Below are 26401 nucleotides of genomic sequence, written 5' to 3'. Positions count from 1 at the left end.
CGGCCCGCTCCGGCTCCTGCTCCGCTTCGACTTCTCAGCCCGGCCTTGGTCCCAGCTCCGGCCCAAGTCCGGCTCTGCCAGCGGCCCGGCTTCGGTGCTGGCGCCGGCCTCGGGCCCCGGCCTCACACCCGACCGCTGCTCCCGGTTCTGCCACGGTCCCGTCCATGGCGGGTCGTAGACCCAGATCCCGGACTCCGGCACGCCTTCGTGCCTGGCCTTGGTCCAGCTTCGGTCTGACACCGGCCGGGCTCGGGCCGGGCCTCGGCCTCGGTCCTGGTCTGGGTCCTGGTCTGGGTCCTGGTCCGGGGCCTGGTCCGGGGCCTGGTCCGGGGCTTGGCCCCAGTCTCGGCGCCCCGGGCCTGAGCCCGCCCGCTCCCGCAGGGCTGCCCGTCCCCGCCTCGCCGCCCCGGAGGCCCTCCACCGACCGCCGTCCGGCGCCTCGGTCAGGCCGCCTGGACCCCCGCCCCGCCGAGGCCATCACACCGCCGCCGTGAGCGGCGACCGTGCCCGGTCCCCGGGACGGCGGCCCCGGCCGGAGCCACCGGCATGGACGTGCACCACTCCCAACGGAGCCGGCCGCGCCGACGCGAGGTGGCCGACTTCGCCCCTCAGCGGCAGCTGATGACGGAGTCGGCCCAGGTCGCCAGCGTCGGCAGGCGGCCGCCCCCCGCGTGTTCCACGACCAGGCGCAGCGTCTTGTGCCCCGTGAGGGAGACGGAGACATGCGCCGCCGGGTCCTCGTACCCCAGCGCGCGGGACTGCCACAGCCGCCGCCCGTCCGCGTACACGGAGAAGCGGACCGTGCCGTCCGTGAGCAGTGACATGCCGTCCACACCGGCCCGTGCCGAGAAGACGGCACAACTCCGGTTGAGGGTGATCTCCACGGAGGAACGGGAATTGACGGTGATCCCGTGCGTATAGCGCTGTCCGCCGATCATCGGCGCCCAGCGCTGCCACACCCAACTGCTGTGCCAGGTCTCGATCTCGTGGCCGTCGTGGTTCCCGAAGGCGGACTGCCCCAGTGAGGAGAGCCGGAATCCCTGAGGGGCCTGCGGCGGCGGCTTCGGAGGCGTCGGCTTGGGGGGAGGCGCCGGACTCGGCGTGGGCTTCGGCTTCGGCGTCGGGGCCCGGCTCGGACTCGGAGCGGGCGAGGACCGCTCCGGGCTCCGCGAGGGCGTCGGCACGGCCGGCGCCACGGCCACCGGCGGCGGGGGCGTCTGCTTCTTCGGGGGCGGTACGGATCCCCGTGCCGCCGGCGGCTCCGCCCGCGACGGGCCGGGCTCCGGCGCGGCGGGGGCGGGACTCCGCGGCACCGGCACGGCCACGGCCGGCGTCGGGTTCGCGCGCACGGCCGGAGCGGTGTCGTCACCGGCCAGCGCGAACACCACACCGGCGGCCGCGGCCACCACGACCCCGGCGGCGATGGCCGCCTTGGCCGGCAGCCCCAGCCCCTCGGAAACCGCGGCTCCGCCGGCCCCACCGGCCCCGCCCCCACCCGCAGCCCCACCAGCGGCCCCGGCAGCCCCAGCTCCGGCGGCCCCTGCACCCGCCCCGGCCGTCGACCCGCCGGCGCCCACAGCCGCGGCAGCGGCCCCGGCACCACCCGCGGCGACGGCGCCGCCGGCCACCACTCCTGCCGCCTTGGCCGCGTACCCGGCGGCGAACCATCCGATGACGGCGACCGGCAGCAGCGCGGGAATGCCCGCGTTGACGTCCTTGAGCTCACCCGCGGCGAGCCGGCACCGGGCGCACTCCTCGAGGTGCTTGCGCAGCCCCCGCTCGGCCCGCATCCGCAAGCCGCCACGGGCGTACGCCCCCAGCCGGTCGGCGTACCGGGCGCAGTCCCCGCCGGAGCTCAGCGCGGTGCTCACATGGGCCTGGAGGTACGCCTGCTTGAGGCCCTCGCGGGCCCGGCTCGCCAGCACCGCGGTGGCGTTCGCGCTCAGCCCGAAGAGCGGGGCGATGGAGCTCGGCGACTCCTCCTCGACGGTGGTGTGCCAGAGCACGGCCTGCCACCGCTCGGGCAGGCTCCGGAAGGCCTGCATCGCGAGGGTCTGCTCGGCCTCGTGCATGGCCCGCACATCGGCGCCGAGTTCAAGGGTGTCGTCCCCCGCGCGAACGGGCAGCCCGACCCCGCCGTCGCCGGACCCGGAGGCCTGCTCCGCGAACAGTGCGAAGTCCTCGACCAGATGCTCCCGCTTGGCCGTCTTCGCCCAGGCGGCGGCGACCCGGCGCACGGTGGTCAGCAGGTAGGCGCGCACGGACTGGTCCGGACCCGCCCCGCCCCGTACGGCCTGGAGGGTCCGCGCGAAGACCTCGGCCGTCAGATCGTCGGCGGTGTGCCCGTCACGGCAGCAGGTACGGGCATAGCGGCGCACGGCACCGGAGTGGCGCCGGAACAGTTCCTCGTAGGCCCCGTCGTCGCCCCCGCGCATCCGGGCGATCAAGTCCCCGTCGGAAGGCGGAAGTTCGCCGCTCGGCCCGGCAGCGTGCCGGCCACTCGGTTCGCGCTGGGCCGGGACCTGCCGTGCGGGCAGGCTGCCCGCACCGACCTCGCCGCCGGCGCCACCGTGTGGCTCTTCCCGCCCGTCAACGCTCATCGCGGAGGCCTTCGCACGACACACTCAACCGGTACACCGATCCAGCGTGGCACACGGCGGGTGCGCGCCGAACCGGTCTCCACACCTTCCACTCATCCGGGCAAGCCCCGACGAATCGCCGTACGGAGCCTCACCCGTTCGAGCGAGAGCCCCCGGGAAGGAGCCGGTTGACGCCCACCACCAGACCAAGCCCTCCACCGCCCGCAGAGCCCACCGCCCGCAGAGCCCACCGGCCGAGCCCACCGGCCCGCCGAGCCACCCGGTCCGCGAACACACGTCCCGGGCGCCCCGACCTACGCCGTCCGGGACCGCAGCCCTTCGAGCAGGATGTCGAGCAGCCGCGCCGAAGCCGCCGCCTGCTGCGCCGCGTCCGGCAGCGCGGGCGCGGCCGTCGCGATCACCAGCAGTACATCGGCCACCGTGACATCGGCGCGCAGCGCACCGGCCTCCCGGGCCCGGTCGACGAGGCGGCCGACGACCTCGAGCAGCTCGCCCGCGCCCGCGTCCTCGGAGGGCTCGTCGTCCAGCCCGGTCCGCGCGGCGACGACCCGCAGATCGGGCGCCCCGCCGGCCGCGACGACCTGACGCTGGTGCGGAACCCGCGCGGCCTCCTCGACCGCCCCGTCAGCCCCGTCCTCGCCGACCCGCAGCACCTGCGGAGGCAGCAGCCGGCCGGCGCCCGAGGCCACGGAGGTGCGCAGGAAGCGCGACAGCGCCTGCCACGGCTCCTCCTCTTGGCCGAGAGCCGTACGGGCCTGCTCGGTCAGGCGCGAGGTCTCCTCCTCGGCTATCCGCCGGACCAGGACGTCCTTGCTGGGGAACCGTCGGTACACGGTGCCGACGCCGACCCGTGCGCGGCGTGCGACGTCCTCCATCGGAGCCCCGTAGCCGAGCTCACCGAAGACCTCGCGCGCCGCGCGAAGTACGTGTTCGAGATTGCGCTGTGCGTCGACGCGCAGCGGCGTGGAGCGACCCACGCCGTGTGTGGTGGCGCCGCCGGCCATCAGGCGCCCGTGACTGTCGGTCGCGGAAGCGGCCGAGGACAGAGCGGTGGCAGAAGCATGGAAATCGGAAATGTGCATGTATATCCCCCGGTAATCATTTGTCTCCCCCCGGAGACACTCCCCGCCTTCGTGTCGAGAGGGGCCACGGTCATGAGGGCCCTGGTCCTACTCCTCGACGAGTTACGAACATAGTTGAGCCAGAGTCAATTCAGAAGAGGCAGCCCCGGACGGACCGCCGCCCGATCGGAGCATTCACTCTCAATTTTCCGTTCGAAGCCCCCGGAAGCACGCATTCCGTACCGTCTGACCTGCACACCTACCCTTCCATCCGCACCCCCCGACAACCTCGCCCCGCCGTCCCCTCCGGTCACACAATTTGTCGGGCCTGTGGACAAACTCCCGGCCACGTTGCGTCATGGGACGGTGAAGGCTGCTAACTCCCGGGGCACGGCCCCCGGTACCCCGTCCCGTACGCGGATCCTCATCGTCGGCGGCGGCTACGTAGGCATGTACACGGCACTCCGGCTCCAGCGAAAGCTGAGAGCCGACGAGGCCGAGGTCACGGTGGTCACCCCCGAGCCCTACATGACGTACCAGCCCTTCCTCCCCGAAGCGGCCGCCGGCTCCATTTCTCCGCGTCACGTCGTGGTCCCACTGCGCCGTGTCCTGCCGAAATGCCGCATCGTCATCGGCGAGGCCCGGCACATCGACCACGCCGCCCGGACCGCGACCGTCACCACCCTCGCCACCGACGAGGAGGGCGGGGGCCCCGTCGAGATCGAGTACGACGAACTGGTCCTCGCCCCCGGCTCCGTCTCCCGCACGCTCCCCATTCCGGGACTCGCCGAATACGCCATCGGATTCAAGACCGTCGAAGAGGCCATCGGCCTGCGCAATCACGTCATCGAGCAGATGGACATCGCCTCCTCCACCCGCGATCCCGCCCTGCGCGACGCCGCCCTCACCTTCGTCTTCGTCGGCGGCGGCTACGCCGGCGTCGAGGCGCTCGGCGAGCTGGAGGACATGGCCCGCTTCGCCGCCCGCTACTACCACAACATCAAGCCCGAGGACATGAAGTGGGTGCTGGTCGAGGCCAGCGACCGGATCCTCCCCGAGGTCGGCCCCGAGATGGGCACGTACACGATCCGCGAACTGCGCCGCCGCGGCATCGACCTGCGCCTGGAGACCCGCCTCGAGTCCTGCGAGAACCGGATCGCGGTCCTCAGCGACGGAGCCCGCTTCCCCACCCGCACCGTCGTCTGGACCGCCGGCGTCAAACCGCACCCGATCCTCGCCGCCAGCGACCTGCCCAAGACCGAGCGCGGCCGCCTCGCCTGCACCTCCTTCCTCACCGTCGAAGGCGTCGAGCACGCCTGGGCCGCCGGGGACGCGGCCTCCGTCCCCGACATCACCGCCGCGGAGAAGGGCGTCCCCTGCGCCCCGAACGCCCAGCACGCCGTCCGCCAGGCCAAGGTGCTCGCCGACAACCTCGTATCGTCGCTGCGGGGCGGACTCCTCACCGAGTACGCCCACAAGTACGCGGGTTCCGTGGCCTCCCTCGGACTCCACAAGGGCGTCGCCCACATCTACGGCCGCAAGCTCAAGGGCTACCCGGCCTGGCTCATGCACCGCGCCTACCACCTCAGCCGCGTCCCGACCCTGAACCGCAAGACGCGCGTGCTCGCCGAGTGGACGCTCTCCGGCCTCTTCACGCGTGAGATCGTCTCGCTGGGATCCCTCGAACACCCCAGAGCAGAATTCGAACTCGCGGCGGGCGGAGGCCCCAAGGACCCTCCGAAGAAGAACGAAGGCTGATGCTGTCAGTCCCGTCGGCCACACTGGACGTGTGACCATAGGTGGGCTCACACCTGCACAGAGTGACATCAGCGTGACATCCGAGTGCCACCCGATCGCCACCGAGTGACACAGCGACCACGAGCGACACCACGAGGCTTGAAAGCAGTGAACTTCACGCGCTGGAGCGCCCGGTTTCCCGGAACGCAGCGTCGCGCCGCCGCCCGGTCCGAACACGCCGCCGCCCAGGCCAAAAGGGGCGAGGGCTCGGTCCCGGCCGCCCGCGGCGCCGCCGGCCTTTCCGTGACCGGCCCGGACGGCTGCCCCGCCGACCCCACGGTCCGCGGCACCGGTTCCGCCCCCGGCACCGGCTCCGCCGCAGCAGCCGCGACCGGTACGGGAACCCCCGCACCGTCCCTCGAAGAGCTCTCCGTACGCGAGGTCCTCGACCGCCTCCCGGCCCTCGTCGCCCTCGTGCACGGTCCCGAGCACCGCGTCGCCTACGTCAACGACGCCTACACCTCGGGCTTCGGCGCCCGCGCCCCCGGCGCGCCCGCGCACGTGGCCCTCCCCGAACTCGGGGACCTCGGCCTGCTCCCGCTCCTCGACCAGGTCCAGCGCAGCGGCAAGCCCCGTACGGCCAAGAACCGCACCGCGCCCGGCGGCACCAGCTCGTACACGGTCACGTGCACCCCGATCGAGTTCCCCAAGACGAGCGCGGGCACCGGCCCCGACAGCGAAGCGGAAGGCACCGGCACCGGCGTCCTGATCCACCTCGCCGACGTCACCGACCACGCCGAGGCCGTCGAGCGGCTGCGCGCCAGCGAGCGCCGCCAGCGCGAGGCCGCCGTCACCCTCCAGCGCTCCCTCCTCCCGCAGGAACTGGAGCAGCCCGACGACCTGCGCGTCGCCGCCACCTACCAGCCCGGCGGCACCGAAGCCGCCGTCGGCGGCGATTGGTACGACGTCATCACCCTCGGCGCCGGCCGCACGGCCCTGGTCATCGGCGACGTCATGGGCCGGGGCGTCCGCGCCGCCGCCGTCATGGGCCAGCTCCGCACGGCCGTCCGCGCGTACGCACGCCTCGACCTGCCGCCCCACGAGGTCCTGCAGCTCCTCGACGGACTGGCGGCCGAGATCGACGCCAGCCAGATCGCCACCTGCGTCTACGCCGTCCACGACCCCAACGAGGGCCTCCTCGCGTACGCCTCCGCCGGCCACCTCCCGATCCTCGTCCGCGACGAGGACGGCACCGTCCGCCGCGCGGCCGACCCCACCGGCCCGCCGCTCGGCACCGGCGGCTGGCTCCACACCTCGGGCACCATCGCGCTCGGCCCCGGCTCCACCGCCGTCCTCTACACCGACGGCCTGGTCGAGCGCCGCGGCGAGGACATCGACGAGGGCGTCGCCGCCCTGGAGCGCGCCCTCTCCGGCGCCCAGGGCACCCCCGCCGTGATCTGCGACCGCCTGATGCGCGCCCTCGGCGTCGACGCCGACCACGACGACGACGTCGCCGTGATGGTCCTCCAGCAGCCCGCCCGCACCGGCGCGGACGCCGAGCTCTTCCACAACGCGGCCCTCGAACTCCTCGGCGGCATCGAGGCCGCCCCGCGCGCCCGCGCCTTCGCCCAGGGCGTCCTCGCCTCCTGGCGCTTCCCGGTCGAGCTGTGCGACCTCGGCGTCCTCGCCGCCAGCGAGCTCGTCGCGAACTCCCTCCAGCACGGCACCCCGCCCATGCGCCTGCGCCTGCGCCGCACCGACCGCCGGCTGATCATCGAAGTCACCGACGGGGACGACCACCTCCCGCGCCGCCGCCGCGCCGAACCGGCCGACGAGACCGGCCGCGGCATCTCCATCGTCGCCACCATCGCCTCGGCCTGGGGCTCGCGCCGCACTCCGGGCGGCGGCAAGGCCGTCTGGTGCGAGTTCGCCCTCCCGGACAAGGACAAGTAGCCGGACACGAAGAAGCCCCGGTCCCAGGACCGGGGCTTCCTCACATCAGCCGTACCTCTTACCCGCGATACCCGCTAGACCTGCGCGGCCACGGGCCCGGAGGCCTTGACCTGCTCCCCCGACCCGGCCACGACCGTGCTCCCGGCCAGGGACGGGTTGTCCTGCACCGGCGTCAGGTGCTTGCCGAGCCGCAGCGCCAGCCCGGCGATGCCGAGCGACACCAGGACGAAGACCCCGATGTAGAGCATCGGCACCCCGGCGGCCAGCGGCACACCGAGCGGCCCGAGCGCCAGGGCCATCTGCTTGACCAGCGCGAAGGCCGAGTTGTACTGGCCCACGGACCCCTCGGGAGCCAGATCGGCCACCAGTGGCGCCAGCGTCGGCGACAGCATCGCCTCACCGATGCCGAAGAGGGCGTACGTGGTCACGAACGCGGCGCCTGCCATGACGGCACTGCCGTGTCCCAGCCCGGAGAAGGCGGCGATGATCCACGCGACGGTCCACAGCAGGCCGACCAGCGCGATCACCCGGGACCGGCGGTGGTTCTCGACCAGCCGGAGGACAACGAACTGGGCGAGCACGATCGCCCCGGTGTTGGCGGCGAGGGCGAACCCGAGCGTGGACGGGGAGATCCCGGCGGCCTCGGTGCCGAAGGCGGCGAGACCCGACTCGAACTGCCCGTAACAGGCGAAGAACAGGACGAAGCCGAGGACGCAGAACTGCACCATCGCCTTGTGCTCCATCAGCCGCTTCCAGCCACCACCCGACTGCGCGGCGGCCTTGGCCAGCGCGTTGCTGATGGTCGGCGCCTGCGGCATCCGCACGGTGGCGATGACCCCGGCCAGCACCAGGAACATCACGGCCTCGATGCCGAAGAGCAGGGTGAAGCTGCCGGGCCGGGTCTCGTCGACGATGAGCCCGCCGATCAGACCGCCGATGCCCAGACCGAGGTTCTGCATGAAGAACTGCAGCGCGAAGGCACGGGTCCGGGTGGAGGGGGTGGAGCACCGCACGATCATCGTGGCCAGCGCCGGCTGCATGACCGCCTGACCGGCACCCAGCGCGAGCGCGGAGAGCAGGATCGCGACCACGCCGGTGGAGAGGCCGAGCGACAGCGCACCGAGCGAGGCCACGAGGGCCGCACCGATGACGACGGGGACCGGACCGCGCCGGTCGATCACCCGCCCGGTGAAGGGCAGCGCGAGAAGCGCACCGAGGGCGAACGCCATGAACGTACCCGTCGCCCACATGGGGTCCAGTTCTCGCACCTTCGCCGCGTAGACGTAGAGGAACGGAACCGTGAATCCGATACCGAACGCGGTCAACGCGTTCCCGGCCTGGATCCTCCGCATCGCAGCGCCCATCACCTTGGTCACTTCTCACCACCTTGATTGCTGAAGCTTGAAGACTTCATACCTAAAGTTTGATCCTTAACACTACACACCGAAGGAGTTAGACGCCAACGGCCCCGTGCCATACTTCGAACCATGGGTGACACCCCCGACGGCACTACGCCCGTCCACGAGCCGAGCCTCGACGAACAGATCGCCGTCTATCAGCGCGAGTTCCAGGACCTCGACCCCCAGGTCGAGAAGGTCGTCTCGGCCCTCAGCCGCCTGAACCGCCGCATGAACGTCGCGTACGGCCGCCAGACGGCGGCCCTGGGCATCAGCAACGCGGAGTGGGAGGTCCTCAAGGCCCTCGTCCTCTCCGGAGCCCCGTACCGGATGGGCCCGAGCGAGCTCGCGAAGCAGCTGGGCCTCACGCCGGCGGCGATGACCCACCGGATCGACCGCATGACGGCGGAAGGGCTGGTCACGCGCGAGCGGGACGAGAACAACCGCGTCCGCGTGATCGTGGAGCTCACCGCCGAAGGTCGCAGCAAGTGGCTGGACGCGATGCGCGCGGCGACGGTCTTCGAGGAGGACCTCCTCCAGGACCTCTCCACGGCGGAGCGGGGCGTACTGGGTGACATGCTCACCCGCCTCCTGGAGCGCGTAGAGGACCTCCAGTCCCCGCACTGACCGCCCAACGACCCGGCCCCGATCCTGAGGTTGACACGGGCCCCGCGGATCCGTAAGGTTCTTCGAGTTGTCCCTGAGCCGAAAGGTTCCGAAGACAACAAATCCCGCCGCCTCGTTGCGGCACCCAACTCAGCAAGATCTCCCACTGGGAACGCATTCGGCATGCCCGAATTCATTTCTGAAGGTCGATTATGAATCGCCTGGGAAATCCACTAGAGTTCGGGAGTCGGAAGGGCCCAACAGCCCGGAAGACAAAACCCGCTGACTGGGAGTCAGGCCCGAAAGAGTCTGATAGAGTCGGAGACACAAGAACGAAGGAAACGCCCGGAGGAAAGCCCGAGAGGGTGAGTACAAAGGAAGCGTCCGTTCCTTGAGAACTCAACAGCGTGCCAAAAATCAACGCCAAAAAGTTGATACCCCGTCCATTTCGGTGGATGAGGTTCCTTTGAAAAAGACCTGTGAGGTCGCGGCTTCGGCCCTGACACTTGCAGGCAATTACACAGCGAGGACGCAGTGGACGGTCGGTCTTATTCCGACATGACTGTCCCGCTCTAAGTGCGTGTGCACCCGATTACGGGTAAACATTCATGGAGAGTTTGATCCTGGCTCAGGACGAACGCTGGCGGCGTGCTTAACACATGCAAGTCGAACGATGAAGCCCTTCGGGGTGGATTAGTGGCGAACGGGTGAGTAACACGTGGGCAATCTGCCCTTCACTCTGGGACAAGCCCTGGAAACGGGGTCTAATACCGGATAACACTCCTGCCTGCATGGGCGGGGGTTAAAAGCTCCGGCGGTGAAGGATGAGCCCGCGGCCTATCAGCTTGTTGGTGGGGTAATGGCCCACCAAGGCGACGACGGGTAGCCGGCCTGAGAGGGCGACCGGCCACACTGGGACTGAGACACGGCCCAGACTCCTACGGGAGGCAGCAGTGGGGAATATTGCACAATGGGCGAAAGCCTGATGCAGCGACGCCGCGTGAGGGATGACGGCCTTCGGGTTGTAAACCTCTTTCAGCAGGGAAGAAGCGAAAGTGACGGTACCTGCAGAAGAAGCGCCGGCTAACTACGTGCCAGCAGCCGCGGTAATACGTAGGGCGCAAGCGTTGTCCGGAATTATTGGGCGTAAAGAGCTCGTAGGCGGCTTGTCACGTCGGATGTGAAAGCCCGAGGCTTAACCTCGGGTCTGCATTCGATACGGGCTAGCTAGAGTGTGGTAGGGGAGATCGGAATTCCTGGTGTAGCGGTGAAATGCGCAGATATCAGGAGGAACACCGGTGGCGAAGGCGGATCTCTGGGCCATTACTGACGCTGAGGAGCGAAAGCGTGGGGAGCGAACAGGATTAGATACCCTGGTAGTCCACGCCGTAAACGTTGGGAACTAGGTGTTGGCGACATTCCACGTCGTCGGTGCCGCAGCTAACGCATTAAGTTCCCCGCCTGGGGAGTACGGCCGCAAGGCTAAAACTCAAAGGAATTGACGGGGGCCCGCACAAGCAGCGGAGCATGTGGCTTAATTCGACGCAACGCGAAGAACCTTACCAAGGCTTGACATATACCGGAAAGCATTAGAGATAGTGCCCCCCTTGTGGTCGGTATACAGGTGGTGCATGGCTGTCGTCAGCTCGTGTCGTGAGATGTTGGGTTAAGTCCCGCAACGAGCGCAACCCTTGTCCTGTGTTGCCAGCATGCCCTTCGGGGTGATGGGGACTCACAGGAGACCGCCGGGGTCAACTCGGAGGAAGGTGGGGACGACGTCAAGTCATCATGCCCCTTATGTCTTGGGCTGCACACGTGCTACAATGGCCGGTACAATGAGCTGCGATACCGTGAGGTGGAGCGAATCTCAAAAAGCCGGTCTCAGTTCGGATTGGGGTCTGCAACTCGACCCCATGAAGTCGGAGTTGCTAGTAATCGCAGATCAGCATTGCTGCGGTGAATACGTTCCCGGGCCTTGTACACACCGCCCGTCACGTCACGAAAGTCGGTAACACCCGAAGCCGGTGGCCCAACCCGTAAGGGAGGGAGCTGTCGAAGGTGGGACTGGCGATTGGGACGAAGTCGTAACAAGGTAGCCGTACCGGAAGGTGCGGCTGGATCACCTCCTTTCTAAGGAGCACAGTACCGATTGCAGACAAACGTTCTGCACGGTCAGCTCAGGGTGGAACGTTGATTAGTTGGCACGGTTTCCTGGATGGATCACAAGTACTGCTTCGGCGTGGAAAGTGACTCACTGACGGGGGATCGTGCTTGGCACGTTGTTGGGTATCTGAGGGTACGGCCGTAAGGTCTTATCTTCGTGATGCCGGCCCCAGTGAACTTCGCCTTTTGGGTGAGGGTGATGGGTGACTGGTCGTTGCTTGAGAACTACACAGTGGACGCGAGCATCTGTAGGCCAAGTTTTTAAGGGCGCACGGTGGATGCCTTGGCACCAGGAACCGATGAAGGACGTGAGAGGCCGCGATAGGCCCCGGGGAGCTGCCAACTGAGCTTTGATCCGGGGGTGTCCGAATGGGGAAACCCGGCAGTCGTCATGGGCTGTCACCCACTGCTGAACACATAGGCAGTGTGGAGGGAACGCGGGGAAGTGAAACATCTCAGTACCCGCAGGAAGAGAAAACAACCGTGATTCCGGGAGTAGTGGCGAGCGAAACCGGATGAGGCCAAACCGTATGCGTGTGATACCCGGCAGGGGTTGCGCATGCGGGGTTGTGGGAATTCTTTTGATCGGTCTGCCGGCCGGTCGGCGAGTCAGAAACCGTTGATGTAGTCGAAGGACATGCGAAAGGTCCGGCGTAGAGGGTAAGACCCCCGTAGACGAAACATCAGCGGCTTGCTTAAGAATCTCCCAAGTAGCACGGGGCCCGAGAAATCCCGTGTGAATCTGGCGGGACCACCCGCTAAGCCTAAATATTCCCTGGTGACCGATAGCGGATAGTACCGTGAGGGAATGGTGAAAAGTACCGCGGGAGCGGAGTGAAATAGTACCTGAAACCGTGTGCCTACAAGCCGTGGGAGCGTCGCTGTATGTGCTTGCACATACAGTCGTGACTGCGTGCCTTTTGAAGAATGAGCCTGCGAGTTAGCGGTGTGTAGCGAGGTTAACCCGTGTGGGGAAGCCGTAGCGAAAGCGAGTCCGAATAGGGCGATTGAGTTGCACGCTCTAGACCCGAAGCGGAGTGATCTAGCCATGGGCAGGTTGAAGCGGAGGTAAGACTTCGTGGAGGACCGAACCCACCAGGGTTGAAAACCTGGGGGATGACCTGTGGTTAGGGGTGAAAGGCCAATCAAACTCCGTGATAGCTGGTTCTCCCCGAAATGCATTTAGGTGCAGCGTCACGTGTTTCTTGCCGGAGGTAGAGCACTGGATAGGCGATGGGCCCTACCGGGTTACTGACCTTAGCCAAACTCCGAATGCCGGTAAGTGAGAGCGTGGCAGTGAGACTGTGGGGGATAAGCTCCATGGTCGAGAGGGAAACAGCCCAGAGCATCGACTAAGGCCCCTAAGCGTACGCTAAGTGGGAAAGGATGTGGAGTCGCAGAGACAACCAGGAGGTTGGCTTAGAAGCAGCCACCCTTGAAAGAGTGCGTAATAGCTCACTGGTCAAGTGATTCCGCGCCGACAATGTAGCGGGGCTCAAGCGTACCGCCGAAGTCGTGTCATTGCAGCAATAGGGCCAACGCCCGCTGTGATGGGTAGGGGAGCGTCGTGTGCCGGGTGAAGCAGCAGCGGAAGCTAGTTGTGGACGGTTCACGAGTGAGAATGCAGGCATGAGTAGCGATACACACGTGAGAAACGTGTGCGCCGATTGACTAAGGGTTCCTGGGTCAAGCTGATCTGCCCAGGGTAAGTCGGGACCTAAGGCGAGGCCGACAGGCGTAGTCGATGGACAACCGGTTGATATTCCGGTACCCGCTTTGAAACGCCCAATATCGAATCAGGCGATGCTAAGCCCGTGAAGCCGTTCCGGACCCTTCGGGGAAAGGAAAGTGGTGGAGCCGGCGAACCAGACTTGTAGTAGGTAAGCGATGGGGTGACGCAGGAAGGTAGTCCAGCCCGGGCGGTGGTAGTCCCGGGGTAAGGGTGTAGGCCGAGGGGTAGGCAAATCCGTCCCTCATATAAGGCTGAGACCTGATGCCGAGCCGATTGTGGTGAAGTGGATGATCCTATGCTGTCGAGAAAAGCCTCTAGCGAGTTTCATGGCGGCCCGTACCCTAAACCGACTCAGGTGGTCAGGTAGAGAATACCGAGGCGTTCGGGTGAACTATGGTTAAGGAACTCGGCAAAATGCCCCCGTAACTTCGGGAGAAGGGGGGCCAGTCCTGGTGATCGGATTTACTCCGTGAGCTGGGGGTGGCCGCAGAGACCAGCGAGAAGCGACTGTTTACTAAAAACACAGGTCCGTGCGAAGCCGTAAGGCGATGTATACGGACTGACGCCTGCCCGGTGCTGGAACGTTAAGGGGACCGGTTAGTCACATTTCGGTGTGGCGAAGCTGAGAACTTAAGCGCCAGTAAACGGCGGTGGTAACTATAACCATCCTAAGGTAGCGAAATTCCTTGTCGGGTAAGTTCCGACCTGCACGAATGGCGTAACGACTTCTCGACTGTCTCAACCATAGGCCCGGTGAAATTGCACTACGAGTAAAGATGCTCGTTTCGCGCAGCAGGACGGAAAGACCCCGGGACCTTTACTATAGTTTGATATTGGTGTTCGGTTCGGCTTGTGTAGGATAGGTGGGAGACTTTGAAGCGGCCACGCCAGTGGTTGTGGAGTCGTCGTTGAAATACCACTCTGGTCGTGCTGGATGTCTAACCTCGGTCCGTGATCCGGATCAGGGACAGTGTCTGATGGGTAGTTTAACTGGGGCGGTTGCCTCCCAAAAAGTAACGGAGGCGCCCAAAGGTTCCCTCAGCCTGGTTGGCAATCAGGTGTTGAGTGTAAGTGCACAAGGGAGCTTGACTGTGAGACCGACGGGTCGAGCAGGGACGAAAGTCGGGACTAGTGATCCGGCGGTGGCTTGTGGAAGCGCCGTCGCTCAACGGATAAAAGGTACCCCGGGGATAACAGGCTGATCTTCCCCAAGAGTCCATATCGACGGGATGGTTTGGCACCTCGATGTCGGCTCGTCGCATCCTGGGGCTGGAGTCGGTCCCAAGGGTTGGGCTGTTCGCCCATTAAAGCGGTACGCGAGCTGGGTTTAGAACGTCGTGAGACAGTTCGGTCCCTATCCGCTGTGCGCGTAGGAATATTGAGAAGGGCTGTCCCTAGTACGAGAGGACCGGGACGGACGAACCTCTGGTGTGCCAGTTGTCCTGCCAAGGGCATGGCTGGTTGGCTACGTTCGGGAGGGATAACCGCTGAAAGCATCTAAGCGGGAAGCCTGCTTCAAGATGAGTATTCCCACCTCCTTGAGAGGGTAAGGCTCCCAGTAGACGACTGGGTTGATAGGCCAGATGTGGAAGCCCGGTAACGGGTGGAGCTGACTGGTACTAATAGGCCGAGGGCTTGTCCTCAGTTGCTCGCGTCCACTGTGTTAGTTCTGAAGTAACGAACTGTGTTCATGTCCGGTTGGTTAACTTCATAGTGTTTCGGTGGTCATAGCGTTAGGGAAACGCCCGGTTTACATTCCGAACCCGGAAGCTAAGCCTTTCAGCGCCGATGGTACTGCAGGGGGGACCCTGTGGGAGAGTAGGACGCCGCCGAACAATCATTGTGGGAAAGCCCCGCACCAGGAAACTGGTGCGGGGCTTTTCTGCGTTTAGGCTCCGGGCATGGAGATAGCTGATCCGACGCCGGTCACGTTGCTCACTCCCGTACCCGGCAGCCCGGGGCCCGGTGACAGTTCTATCGGGGGGCCGTTGCTTTGGCCGGCGGGCGATCCGTGGCCGAGGTGCTTGATGCCGGACGAACGGGACCGGTCGGGGCGGAACGCGTGCGCGCTGGTGCCTGTGGTGCAGCTGTACCGGCGGGACGTGCCGGGTGGCTGGTGGTACGGGGACATGGATCTGTTCCAGGTGTTGTGGTGCCCCAATGAGCACGTCGGGCCGCCCATGGCGGGGCAGCCCGAGCGGGGGCCCCTGCTGCACATGGAGTGGCGGCGGGTCGCGGAGACCGAGGGGCGTGGGCAGTTCACCCCTGTGGCACCCGTCCGTTCCGAGTCGTGGCTCGTGCCCCGGCCCTGTCTGATCGAGACCGAGGAAGCCGTGGAGCCCGCACGGGCGCCGCCCAGCCGACCCGGTGTCTGGAAGGTGGGCGGCGGACCCCGGTGGAGGACACCCGACGGGGACGAGTGCGCCTGCGGGGACTGCTTCACCTGCGCGAACTGCTACGCGCCGATGGATCTGCTGCTGACCGTGTCCAGCGGGGAAGCCATCGGTGTGGTCGTGTCCGGGGGCGGCGAGTTGAGGATCTACGTATGCCGAACCGATCCCGAGGATTCCTACAGGACCGATCTGTACTGAGCGCACGTGTGGGTCAGAAGCGGCAGGCGGCCTTCAGGGCCAGGGTGTAGGGGTTGGCCATCGGTGGCTCCCGTTGCCGGCCGGGTCCTGCTGGTGGCGGCGCACTACCGGACGAACCTCACGATGCGCCAGCTCCCTCCGCTGTTGGGTATGTTCCCGGCCGGTCCCCGACGCGGACAGCTGCCTGGTCGTCGCGAGCCCCCGCCCGTCTTCGGGGAACAAGGCCGATGCCCGTGTCCGACGCGAGTCGGACCTGCCGACGGCAGCATCCAGGACGACGGTCATCGCGGACGGCGCCTACCCATCGACCGTCTCGGTCGGATTCTTGCGCCCCAGTCCCGCAAGAGGTGCGCGAACGACATCGTGCTGATTGTCGTGGTCGGCCGGCCCCGGCCCGGAAGCCGCAACGACTGATGTGCGTGGGAGTCCCACAGCAGGCCCTGCACCAAGCGGTGCTCGGCATCGCCTGCATGCACAACCTCGCCCTCGCCGGATAGGCGGGCAGCCCGCACCACGGCCAACCGCACCCGAGGCGACTCGGAGATCATTTACGGGACAGCGCTTAGATCCGTCCTCGCACGAACCGGGTCCGGCGCCCGAGTACCTGGCCCAGCTCCATGACGAACTCCGGAAGCAGCGCGGGCCCGTTCCAGAACTCGAACCCTAGGTACGCGAAGGCAAGCCCGTCGCCGGCCCATTCCCACGCTGCCAGGGGCACCACTCGCCCGCACGTCGGGCACGGCACTTCGCTCCTGCCGGTGTTCCACCATGCGTCCATGGCCGGCGAGAACACCTCGCGGTGTCCCTCCCCGAACCCCACCGCACAGTACGGACGCCGCCGTCACCGTTGCCCGGGCCCGCGAGGTCATCGGACGCCCTACTGCGGCTGGCCGATGGTGGCGGGGGTAGCCGCATGTCCTCGTCGTCCTCGATGCCGGCTGCGACGTGCCCCGGATCGCGCACCTCTTGGTGGATCTGCCCGCCGCGGGGGCGGGCGCCCGGCGAAGCACGGTGATCCGGTTGACCGGGGAGAAACTCCCCAGCGGCGGACGGAACAAGCCGGTCTGGCTGTGGTGGTCGGGCACCGGCGGCGCCGCCGAAGAAGTCGACCGCCGGGGGTCCAGGAACCTGCACGCGAAGCCGGGCACGCCAGCCCTGCACTGAAGATGACCAGTGGGCGTTGCTGTGGGGCCGTTGTTGCCGGTCGTGGTGTTGATCGACGGGATCCGCTGGCGGGTGCGGACCGGCGTCCCGTGGCGGGATCTGCCAGCCGAGTACGGGCTGTAGCAGACGGTTTATGGGCCCTTCCGCCGGTGGTGGCAGCGTGATGCTGTCTGGTCGTCGGTGTTGACCGGGTTGCAGGCCCGGGCGGACGCCGCCGGTCTGATCACCTGGGAGGTGAATGTCGACTCCATGATCTGCCGGGTGGCGAACAGGACGAGCCCGACGATCACGGCCTGGGCCGGCTACGGGCTCGTCCATTGCGGGTGCGGGGGCGACAAGGCGCACTCGTCGCGATTCGGTCGAGGTACTGGACGAGGGTGGCTACGAGGTCGTCCGCCGCGACACCACCCGTCGCGAACACGACGTCGCCACCGAGAGCGGCATCGACCAGATCGCCCGCGACCACACCATCTGGATGGCCGCCGCGACCTTCCCGGACGGCTCACCCAGCACACCAGCAACTCTAAAAACACGCCCTAGCCGTCGCGAGCGCCGGTTCAGGTTCAGTACCGGACAACTAGGCGCCGATGCCCACGTCTGGCAGGAGTCGGGCCAGCCAGCCGTCGTGGCCGTCCCCTCGAAGGGGCGAGCTCGGCTCGCAGCAGCGAGCACTTCCTGCCGGCGGAGCAGGTGGACTGCGCGTGGGTAGGGCGCGCGCTCGGCGTTGCGTTGTGGCCGTCTGCTTTGCGGAGCTCGCTGTTCAGGGAGTCAGGTGTCCGTGCCAGCTGGTTGCGGGGCATGGGCTGGTGGAGAAACTCCGTGGCCGTCGTGTTGCTTCCGTGGGTACCGTCCGGGACAGACCAGCCAGGCCGATGGTGGGCCTCCCGTGCAGAGAGCGATTCACATGACCAGCCAGCAAGCAACGACGACCCTCTGGCGCCCCACCGGCCCCGAGGAGCTGGACCTGGTCCGCGAGCTCGACTGGCGGGCTTGGCCCCCGCGGCTCCCTGAGCAGCCGATCTTCTACCCGGTTCTCAACGAGGACTACGCGATCAAGATCGCCAGGGACTGGAACGTCAAGCACAGTGGCGTCGGATTCGTCACCCGGTTCGAGGTGGAGTCGGAGTTCTTGAGCCGGTACCCCGTCCAGCAGGCCGGTGGGCGGACGATCCTCGAGCTGTGGGTGCCCGCTGAGGACTTGGACGAACTCAACGCTCACATCGTCGGTGTGATCGAGGTAGTTCACGAGTTCCGCTGAGCGAGCGCCGGAGCTGTGTGGCTTGCGAGTCGCGGCCGCATGCGTAGAACGCCGCCTGCTGGGGGAAGCCCCGTGCCCGAATGCGTGCTCGGACCGCTTCAGCCCTCCGGCCTGGTCTTTGTCCTCCGCCCTCAGTGCCGTGCGAACCGGGATAGCTCCTGGTCGAGGTGGCCTGGATGGTGCTGGTGGGTGCGGAGCCCCTACACCTTGGGGGCCATCGTGTCGCGCCGATTTTGACGGTGCAGGGGGCGTCATGTAGAGTCAAACAGTTGCCTGGAACTGGACAAGTTCGGCAGCCGGCCCCCAAAGAAGCAATTCAGAGTGGGCACCCTCGACTCCTCATCCAGGAATCTGAAGCCGGGAAATTCGGTGGAAAACTTCTGATAGAGTCGGTCTCGCCGGAAAGGGAAACGCGAAAGCGAAGAACTGGAAAGCGAATCCCGCTGACTGGGAATCAGACACGAAAGAGTCTGATAGAGTCGGAGACACAAGAACGAGCGAAACGCCCGGAGGAAAGCCCGAGAGGGTGAGTACAAAGGAAGCGTCCGTTCCTTGAGAACTCAACAGCGTGCCAAAAATCAACGCCAAAAAGTTGATACCCCGTCCATTTCGGTGGATGAGGTTCCTTTGAAAAAGACCTGTGAGGTCGCGGCTTCGGCCCTGACACTTGCAGGCAATTACACAGCGAGGACGCAGTGGACGGTCGGTCTTATTCCGACATGACTGTCCCGCTCTAAGTGCGTGTGCACCCGATTACGGGTAAACATTCATGGAGAGTTTGATCCTGGCTCAGGACGAACGCTGGCGGCGTGCTTAACACATGCAAGTCGAACGATGAAGCCCTTCGGGGTGGATTAGTGGCGAACGGGTGAGTAACACGTGGGCAATCTGCCCTTCACTCTGGGACAAGCCCTGGAAACGGGGTCTAATACCGGATAACACTCCTGCCTGCATGGGCGGGGGTTAAAAGCTCCGGCGGTGAAGGATGAGCCCGCGGCCTATCAGCTTGTTGGTGGGGTAATGGCCCACCAAGGCGACGACGGGTAGCCGGCCTGAGAGGGCGACCGGCCACACTGGGACTGAGACACGGCCCAGACTCCTACGGGAGGCAGCAGTGGGGAATATTGCACAATGGGCGAAAGCCTGATGCAGCGACGCCGCGTGAGGGATGACGGCCTTCGGGTTGTAAACCTCTTTCAGCAGGGAAGAAGCGAAAGTGACGGTACCTGCAGAAGAAGCGCCGGCTAACTACGTGCCAGCAGCCGCGGTAATACGTAGGGCGCAAGCGTTGTCCGGAATTATTGGGCGTAAAGAGCTCGTAGGCGGCTTGTCACGTCGGATGTGAAAGCCCGAGGCTTAACCTCGGGTCTGCATTCGATACGGGCTAGCTAGAGTGTGGTAGGGGAGATCGGAATTCCTGGTGTAGCGGTGAAATGCGCAGATATCAGGAGGAACACCGGTGGCGAAGGCGGATCTCTGGGCCATTACTGACGCTGAGGAGCGAAAGCGTGGGGAGCGAACAGGATTAGATACCCTGGTAGTCCACGCCGTAAACGTTGGGAACTAGGTGTTGGCGACATTCCACGTCGTCGGTGCCGCAGCTAACGCATTAAGTTCCCCGCCTGGGGAGTACGGCCGCAAGGCTAAAACTCAAAGGAATTGACGGGGGCCCGCACAAGCAGCGGAGCATGTGGCTTAATTCGACGCAACGCGAAGAACCTTACCAAGTCTTGACATATACCGGAAAGCATTAGAGATAGTGCCCCCCTTGTGGTCGGTATACAGGTGGTGCATGGCTGTCGTCAGCTCGTGTCGTGAGATGTTGGGTTAAGTCCCGCAACGAGCGCAACCCTTGTCCTGTGTTGCCAGCATGCCCTTCGGGGTGATGGGGACTCACAGGAGACCGCCGGGGTCAACTCGGAGGAAGGTGGGGACGACGTCAAGTCATCATGCCCCTTATGTCTTGGGCTGCACACGTGCTACAATGGCCGGTACAATGAGCTGCGATACCGTGAGGTGGAGCGAATCTCAAAAAGCCGGTCTCAGTTCGGATTGGGGTCTGCAACTCGACCCCATGAAGTCGGAGTTGCTAGTAATCGCAGATCAGCATTGCTGCGGTGAATACGTTCCCGGGCCTTGTACACACCGCCCGTCACGTCACGAAAGTCGGTAACACCCGAAGCCGGTGGCCCAACCCGTAAGGGAGGGAGCTGTCGAAGGTGGGACTGGCGATTGGGACGAAGTCGTAACAAGGTAGCCGTACCGGAAGGTGCGGCTGGATCACCTCCTTTCTAAGGAGCACAGTACCGATTGCAGACAAACGTTCTGCACGGTCAGCTCAGGGTGGAACGTTGATTAGTTGGCACGGTTTCCTGGATGGATCACAAGTACTGCTTCGGCGTGGAAAGTGACTCACTGACGGGGGATCGTGCTTGGCACGTTGTTGGGTATCTGAGGGTACGGCCGTAAGGTCTTATCTTCGTGATGCCGGCCCCAGTGAACTTCGCCTTTTGGGTGAGGGTGATGGGTGACTGGTCGTTGCTTGAGAACTACACAGTGGACGCGAGCATCTGTAGGCCAAGTTTTTAAGGGCGCACGGTGGATGCCTTGGCACCAGGAACCGATGAAGGACGTGAGAGGCCGCGATAGGCCCCGGGGAGCTGCCAACTGAGCTTTGATCCGGGGGTGTCCGAATGGGGAAACCCGGCAGTCGTCATGGGCTGTCACCCACTGCTGAACACATAGGCAGTGTGGAGGGAACGCGGGGAAGTGAAACATCTCAGTACCCGCAGGAAGAGAAAACAACCGTGATTCCGGGAGTAGTGGCGAGCGAAACCGGATGAGGCCAAACCGTATGCGTGTGATACCCGGCAGGGGTTGCGCATGCGGGGTTGTGGGAATTCTTTTGATCGGTCTGCCGGCCGGTCGGCGAGTCAGAAACCGTTGATGTAGTCGAAGGACATGCGAAAGGTCCGGCGTAGAGGGTAAGACCCCCGTAGACGAAACATCAGCGGCTTGCTTAAGAATCTCCCAAGTAGCACGGGGCCCGAGAAATCCCGTGTGAATCTGGCGGGACCACCCGCTAAGCCTAAATATTCCCTGGTGACCGATAGCGGATAGTACCGTGAGGGAATGGTGAAAAGTACCGCGGGAGCGGAGTGAAATAGTACCTGAAACCGTGTGCCTACAAGCCGTGGGAGCGTCGCTGTATGTGCTTGCACATACAGTCGTGACTGCGTGCCTTTTGAAGAATGAGCCTGCGAGTTAGCGGTGTGTAGCGAGGTTAACCCGTGTGGGGAAGCCGTAGCGAAAGCGAGTCCGAATAGGGCGATTGAGTTGCACGCTCTAGACCCGAAGCGGAGTGATCTAGCCATGGGCAGGTTGAAGCGGAGGTAAGACTTCGTGGAGGACCGAACCCACCAGGGTTGAAAACCTGGGGGATGACCTGTGGTTAGGGGTGAAAGGCCAATCAAACTCCGTGATAGCTGGTTCTCCCCGAAATGCATTTAGGTGCAGCGTCACGTGTTTCTTGCCGGAGGTAGAGCACTGGATAGGCGATGGGCCCTACCGGGTTACTGACCTTAGCCAAACTCCGAATGCCGGTAAGTGAGAGCGTGGCAGTGAGACTGTGGGGGATAAGCTCCATGGTCGAGAGGGAAACAGCCCAGAGCATCGACTAAGGCCCCTAAGCGTACGCTAAGTGGGAAAGGATGTGGAGTCGCAGAGACAACCAGGAGGTTGGCTTAGAAGCAGCCACCCTTGAAAGAGTGCGTAATAGCTCACTGGTCAAGTGATTCCGCGCCGACAATGTAGCGGGGCTCAAGCGTACCGCCGAAGTCGTGTCATTGCAGCAATAGGGCCAACGCCCGCTGTGATGGGTAGGGGAGCGTCGTGTGCCGGGTGAAGCAGCAGCGGAAGCTAGTTGTGGACGGTTCACGAGTGAGAATGCAGGCATGAGTAGCGATACACACGTGAGAAACGTGTGCGCCGATTGACTAAGGGTTCCTGGGTCAAGCTGATCTGCCCAGGGTAAGTCGGGACCTAAGGCGAGGCCGACAGGCGTAGTCGATGGACAACCGGTTGATATTCCGGTACCCGCTTTGAAACGCCCAATATCGAATCAGGCGATGCTAAGCCCGTGAAGCCGTTCCGGACCCTTCGGGGAAAGGAAAGTGGTGGAGCCGGCGAACCAGACTTGTAGTAGGTAAGCGATGGGGTGACGCAGGAAGGTAGTCCAGCCCGGGCGGTGGTAGTCCCGGGGTAAGGGTGTAGGCCGAGGGGTAGGCAAATCCGTCCCTCATATAAGGCTGAGACCTGATGCCGAGCCGATTGTGGTGAAGTGGATGATCCTATGCTGTCGAGAAAAGCCTCTAGCGAGTTTCATGGCGGCCCGTACCCTAAACCGACTCAGGTGGTCAGGTAGAGAATACCGAGGCGTTCGGGTGAACTATGGTTAAGGAACTCGGCAAAATGCCCCCGTAACTTCGGGAGAAGGGGGGCCAGTCCTGGTGATCGGATTTACTCCGTGAGCTGGGGGTGGCCGCAGAGACCAGCGAGAAGCGACTGTTTACTAAAAACACAGGTCCGTGCGAAGCCGTAAGGCGATGTATACGGACTGACGCCTGCCCGGTGCTGGAACGTTAAGGGGACCGGTTAGTCACATTTCGGTGTGGCGAAGCTGAGAACTTAAGCGCCAGTAAACGGCGGTGGTAACTATAACCATCCTAAGGTAGCGAAATTCCTTGTCGGGTAAGTTCCGACCTGCACGAATGGCGTAACGACTTCTCGACTGTCTCAACCATAGGCCCGGTGAAATTGCACTACGAGTAAAGATGCTCGTTTCGCGCAGCAGGACGGAAAGACCCCGGGACCTTTACTATAGTTTGATATTGGTGTTCGGTTCGGCTTGTGTAGGATAGGTGGGAGACTTTGAAGCGGCCACGCCAGTGGTTGTGGAGTCGTCGTTGAAATACCACTCTGGTCGTGCTGGATGTCTAACCTCGGTCCGTGATCCGGATCAGGGACAGTGTCTGATGGGTAGTTTAACTGGGGCGGTTGCCTCCCAAAAAGTAACGGAGGCGCCCAAAGGTTCCCTCAGCCTGGTTGGCAATCAGGTGTTGAGTGTAAGTGCACAAGGGAGCTTGACTGTGAGACCGACGGGTCGAGCAGGGACGAAAGTCGGGACTAGTGATCCGGCGGTGGCTTGTGGAAGCGCCGTCGCTCAACGGATAAAAGGTACCCCGGGGATAACAGGCTGATCTTCCCCAAGAGTCCATATCGACGGGATGGTTTGGCACCTCGATGTCGGCTCGTCGCATCCTGGGGCTGGAGTCGGTCCCAAGGGTTGGGCTGTTCGCCCATTAAAGCGGTACGCGAGCTGGGTTTAGAACGTCGTGAGACAGTTCGGTCCCTATCCGCTGTGCGCGTAGGAATATTGAGAAGGGCTGTCCCTAGTACGAGAGGACCGGGACGGACGAACCTCTGGTGTGCCAGTTGTCCTGCCAAGGGCATGGCTGGTTGGCTACGTTCGGGAGGGATAACCGCTGAAAGCATCTAAGCGGGAAGCCTGCTTCAAGATGAGTATTCCCACCTCCTTGAGAGGGTAAGGCTCCCAGTAGACGACTGGGTTGATAGGCCAGATGTGGAAGCCCGGTAACGGGTGGAGCTGACTGGTACTAATAGGCCGAGGGCTTGTCCTCAGTTGCTCGCGTCCACTGTGTTAGTTCTGAAGTAACGAACTACGTTGTCAATGTGACAGCATATCCGGTTGGTTAACTTCATAGTGTTTCGGTGGTCATAGCGTTAGGGAAACGCCCGGTTTACATTCCGAACCCGGAAGCTAAGCCTTTCAGCGCCGATGGTACTGCAGGGGGGACCCTGTGGGAGAGTAGGACGCCGCCGAACAATCATTGTGGGAAAGCCCCGCACCAGCCCTTCAGGGTTCGGTGCGGGGCTTTTCTGCGTTTACGGGGTGATGTGAATAATGCGGGTGAGGCCGGGATGGCCGGCTGGTTAGGATCCCGGGGTATGAACGGGTACGTGATACGGGGAGTACGGGCCGAGGACTGGGCAAAGGTGAAGGAGCTGCGGATCGCGGCGCTGCGGGATCCGGTTGCGCCGGTGGCCTTCCTGCAGTCGCTTGAGGAGGTGGAGGGACTCAGCGACGGGTTCTGGCAGGACAGGGCGGGCGGGGCCGCGCTGGGCGGACGTGTCCGGCAGTTCGTCGCCGAGGGGGCCGGCGGGGAATGGGTCGGGACGGTGACCGTGCTCATCGAGGAAGCCGGCACGGCCGACCTCTTCGACGGGGAGATCGAGCAGACCCAGGGGCACCTGGTGGGCGTGTTCGTCCGGCCCGAGCAGCGGGGGACGGGGCTGACCGAGGCCCTGTTCGATGCCGCGCTGGAGTGGTCCTGGGCGTTGGAGGAGCCGGTGCTGGCGCGCGTACGGCTCTTCGTGCACGAGGAGAACGGGCGGGCCGCGGCGTTCTACCGGCGGTTCGGGTTCGTGCCCAGCGGGAAGGTCGTGCCGATGCCGACCGATCCGTCCGCGAAGGAGTTGGAGTACGTGTTCCCGCGGCCCGTTTAGCGGGCGGCTACGGGGAGGTCTGCTTCCGGCCAGCGGGAGCGGGCCTGCTCGCGGCTGCGGCACAGGGCGAGGAGCGGGAGCGTCGTGTCCTGGAGCAGCTGAGGCAGTTGGGGGATCGGGGCCACGGCGGCGACGTCCTCGAGGACCAGGGTCAGTGGTGGGTCGAGCCGACCGTCGGATGACCGTGCGGCCATGCGGCGGCCGTGCTCGACCACGCTGGAGGCGAGTGCGGTCAGCAGCGGCATCGCACCCGGGTGGGCCCTGGGGTCTTCCAGGGGTTCGCCCACCACGTAGAGGGTGCCCCCTTCGGAGACGAACGATGCGAGGGCGAGGGAATCGGTTCGGTTCGGGGTGCAGGATTCCCGGATGTGGATCGAGGAAAGGGCCGTCAGGGCGCGGGCCGTGAGGTGTTGGGCCTGTTCGCGGCGCTCGGGGTGGGCGGTGAGCGCGCTCTCCAGCTCGCCGGCCGCGCCGGGGGCGGCCGTGGCAGCCTGGGGGTGGGTGCGCAGGATGCGGACCGGTTCCTGGGCGTTGGTGCCCTGGGCCCAGCGGTGCAGTTGCTTGAAGGGGCGGTTGTCCAGGGCCGCGGCCTGGAGCCAGCTTCGCAGGAGCGTTTCCGCGGTGTCCGCGAGAGCGGAGTCCATACGGGCCTGGGGGCGGACCGGGGCGAGGAGCGCGATGGCGCGGGCGGCGGCGGTGGTGCGGTCCGCGCAGCCTTCTGTGGGGCTCCAGTGGATGCGGGCCGGGGTGTCGCAGAGGTGGGAGGGGTCGTAGAGGAGGACGGGGCCCAGCTTGGAGCGGGCGTCCTTCGTGTCCGCCCAGAGGGCCGGGGAGGACGTGATCACGAGGATGGCGCCGGTTGCTGCCGCGATGGCCGCTGTCGCGGCCGTGGTTCGGGCCTGGGGTGGGGCGTAGGCGAGGCCGCGGGTCTGGGGCGGGGTGTGCGGCTGTGCCGGGCTTGGGGCGTAGCCGAAGCCGTAGCGGTACGCCTCGTCCGTGGGTGCGGCGCCGTTGCCGGGGGCTCTGCCCCCGGGCCCCCGCTCCTCAAACGCCGGAGGGGCTGAAGAGGCCGGCGGGGTTGAGGAGGTCGGCGGGGCTGGATTTGGCTGCGACGCCGGCGGGGCTGCGTACGGCTGTGAGATCGGGGGCGCTGAGGGGGGCGGGCCTTGCCGGTTCTGTTCGGTCTTCAGGCGGTGGCGGGATCTGGTGCGGGCCACTACGCCCAGCGTGAAGATGGTCAGGACCAGGAGGACCAGGAGCTGGCTGATGAACAGGCCCCAGAAGAGGCCCCAGTTGGAGAGGGCCTCGGGGGGTGTGTCCGGCCAGGCGGCCGGGATGTCGTGGGGTTGAGCTATCAGTGAGCGGACCGCGGTCGGGGTGCGGGTGAAGGTGACCTTGCTCGGCCAGGCGCCCTTCGTGAAGAGGGCCGCCAGGCCGGTGGCCGTCCAGGTGAGGACGGCCAGGCCGAGGAGGAAGGCCAGGAGGCCCACGAGGAGGCCGTCCGGGATGCCGCCCTGGGGGCGGGGGGCCGGGTGGTCCGTGCGGTCGGGCATG

At 65.3% G+C, this 26401-nt stretch carries 11 protein-coding genes and 6 rRNA genes; 13 read left to right on the top strand and 4 right to left on the bottom strand.

What is annotated here, in order from left to right:
• Positions 1-608: 608 nt before the first annotated feature.
• Both OG435_RS21960 and OG435_RS21955 read right to left on the bottom strand, forming a co-directional pair.
• On the bottom strand, positions 609-2600 hold the full coding sequence (locus OG435_RS21960) for a sigma-70 family RNA polymerase sigma factor (protein ID WP_266878950.1): 1992 nt from the start codon (positions 2598-2600) through the stop codon (positions 609-611).
• Positions 2601-2893: 293 nt separating this feature from the next.
• A complete protein-coding gene (locus OG435_RS21955; protein WP_430625671.1) occupies positions 2894-3682 on the bottom strand; it encodes a TetR/AcrR family transcriptional regulator in 789 nt (262 codons plus the stop codon).
• A 345-nt stretch (positions 3683-4027) separates the two neighbouring features.
• On the opposite strand from OG435_RS21955, the gene OG435_RS21950 reads away from it, so the two are divergent.
• Both OG435_RS21950 and OG435_RS21945 read left to right on the top strand, forming a co-directional pair.
• On the top strand, positions 4028-5419 hold the full coding sequence (locus OG435_RS21950) for an NAD(P)/FAD-dependent oxidoreductase (RefSeq protein WP_266878948.1): 1392 nt from the start codon (positions 4028-4030) through the stop codon (positions 5417-5419).
• Between the two features lie 147 nt (positions 5420-5566).
• Positions 5567-7351 (top strand): ATP-binding SpoIIE family protein phosphatase, encoded by a 1785-nt coding sequence (locus OG435_RS21945; RefSeq protein WP_266878946.1) that lies wholly within the window; start codon positions 5567-5569, stop codon positions 7349-7351.
• A 74-nt stretch (positions 7352-7425) separates the two neighbouring features.
• Here OG435_RS21945 and OG435_RS21940 read toward each other — a convergent pair whose 3' ends face one another.
• Positions 7426-8715, bottom strand: a complete 1290-nt coding sequence (locus OG435_RS21940) for an MFS transporter (RefSeq protein ID WP_266881974.1) — start codon at positions 8713-8715, stop codon at positions 7426-7428.
• A gap of 123 nt (positions 8716-8838) precedes the next feature.
• Between OG435_RS21940 and OG435_RS21935 the strand changes: the two genes are divergently transcribed.
• The 11 genes from OG435_RS21935 to OG435_RS21885 all read left to right on the top strand — a co-directional run bounded on the left by OG435_RS21935 (position 8839) and on the right by OG435_RS21885 (position 24847).
• A complete protein-coding gene (locus OG435_RS21935; RefSeq protein WP_266878944.1) occupies positions 8839-9375 on the top strand; it encodes a MarR family winged helix-turn-helix transcriptional regulator in 537 nt (178 codons plus the stop codon).
• A 584-nt stretch (positions 9376-9959) separates the two neighbouring features.
• Positions 9960-11484 (top strand): 16S ribosomal RNA (locus OG435_RS21930).
• 284 nt (positions 11485-11768) lie between these two features.
• Positions 11769-14892 (top strand): 23S ribosomal RNA (locus OG435_RS21925).
• Between the two features lie 74 nt (positions 14893-14966).
• Positions 14967-15084, top strand: a 5S ribosomal RNA gene (rrf, locus tag OG435_RS21920).
• Together the 16S, 23S and 5S rRNA genes form the textbook arrangement of a ribosomal RNA operon.
• 192 nt (positions 15085-15276) lie before the next feature.
• The gene (locus tag OG435_RS21915; RefSeq protein WP_266878942.1) at positions 15277-15840 is read left to right on the top strand and encodes a hypothetical protein; all 564 of its coding nucleotides are present in this window, start codon (positions 15277-15279) and stop codon (positions 15838-15840) included.
• A gap of 1020 nt (positions 15841-16860) precedes the next feature.
• Complete coding sequence (locus OG435_RS21910) at positions 16861-17004, top strand: hypothetical protein (protein WP_266878940.1); 144 nt, start codon at positions 16861-16863, stop codon at positions 17002-17004.
• A gap of 904 nt (positions 17005-17908) precedes the next feature.
• The gene (locus tag OG435_RS21905) at positions 17909-18262 is read left to right on the top strand and encodes a hypothetical protein (RefSeq protein ID WP_266878938.1); all 354 of its coding nucleotides are present in this window, start codon (positions 17909-17911) and stop codon (positions 18260-18262) included.
• A gap of 766 nt (positions 18263-19028) precedes the next feature.
• Positions 19029-20553: ribosomal RNA gene (locus OG435_RS21900) — 16S ribosomal RNA — on the top strand.
• A gap of 284 nt (positions 20554-20837) precedes the next feature.
• Positions 20838-23961: ribosomal RNA gene (locus tag OG435_RS21895) — 23S ribosomal RNA — on the top strand.
• A gap of 87 nt (positions 23962-24048) precedes the next feature.
• A 5S ribosomal RNA gene (gene rrf / locus OG435_RS21890) occupies positions 24049-24166 on the top strand.
• 123 nt (positions 24167-24289) lie between these two features.
• On the top strand, positions 24290-24847 hold the full coding sequence (locus OG435_RS21885) for a GNAT family N-acetyltransferase (RefSeq protein ID WP_266878936.1): 558 nt from the start codon (positions 24290-24292) through the stop codon (positions 24845-24847).
• On the opposite strand, the gene OG435_RS21880 is transcribed toward OG435_RS21885, so the two are convergent.
• Positions 24844-26400, bottom strand: a complete 1557-nt coding sequence (locus OG435_RS21880; protein WP_266878934.1) for a type VI secretion protein — start codon at positions 26398-26400, stop codon at positions 24844-24846. The genes OG435_RS21885 and OG435_RS21880 overlap by 4 nt on opposite strands.
• Position 26401 lies beyond the last annotated feature (1 nt).

This window comes from Streptomyces sp. NBC_01264 (assembly GCF_026340675.1).
In the GTDB taxonomy this organism is placed as follows: domain Bacteria; phylum Actinomycetota; class Actinomycetes; order Streptomycetales; family Streptomycetaceae; genus Streptomyces.
This window is presented reverse-complemented; position numbering and strand designations above follow the sequence as displayed.

What these genes read in the sequence shown, in the direction of transcription:
- OG435_RS21960 (WP_266878950.1), bottom strand. Translation starts at nt 2,600, where the DNA reads ATGAGCGTTGACGGGCGGGAAGAGCCACACGGTGGCGCCGGCGGCGAG.
- OG435_RS21955 (WP_430625671.1), bottom strand. Translation starts at nt 3,682, where the DNA reads ATGCACATTTCCGATTTCCATGCTTCTGCCACCGCTCTGTCCTCGGCC.
- OG435_RS21940 (WP_266881974.1), bottom strand. Translation starts at nt 8,715, where the DNA reads ATGGGCGCTGCGATGCGGAGGATCCAGGCCGGGAACGCGTTGACCGCG.
- OG435_RS21935 (WP_266878944.1), top strand. Translation starts at nt 8,839, where the DNA reads ATGGGTGACACCCCCGACGGCACTACGCCCGTCCACGAGCCGAGCCTC.
- OG435_RS21915 (WP_266878942.1), top strand. Translation starts at nt 15,277, where the DNA reads ATGCCGGACGAACGGGACCGGTCGGGGCGGAACGCGTGCGCGCTGGTG.
- OG435_RS21905 (WP_266878938.1), top strand. Translation starts at nt 17,909, where the DNA reads ATGACCAGCCAGCAAGCAACGACGACCCTCTGGCGCCCCACCGGCCCC.
- OG435_RS21885 (WP_266878936.1), top strand. Translation starts at nt 24,290, where the DNA reads ATGAACGGGTACGTGATACGGGGAGTACGGGCCGAGGACTGGGCAAAG.
- OG435_RS21880 (WP_266878934.1), bottom strand. Translation starts at nt 26,400, where the DNA reads ATGCCCGACCGCACGGACCACCCGGCCCCCCGCCCCCAGGGCGGCATC.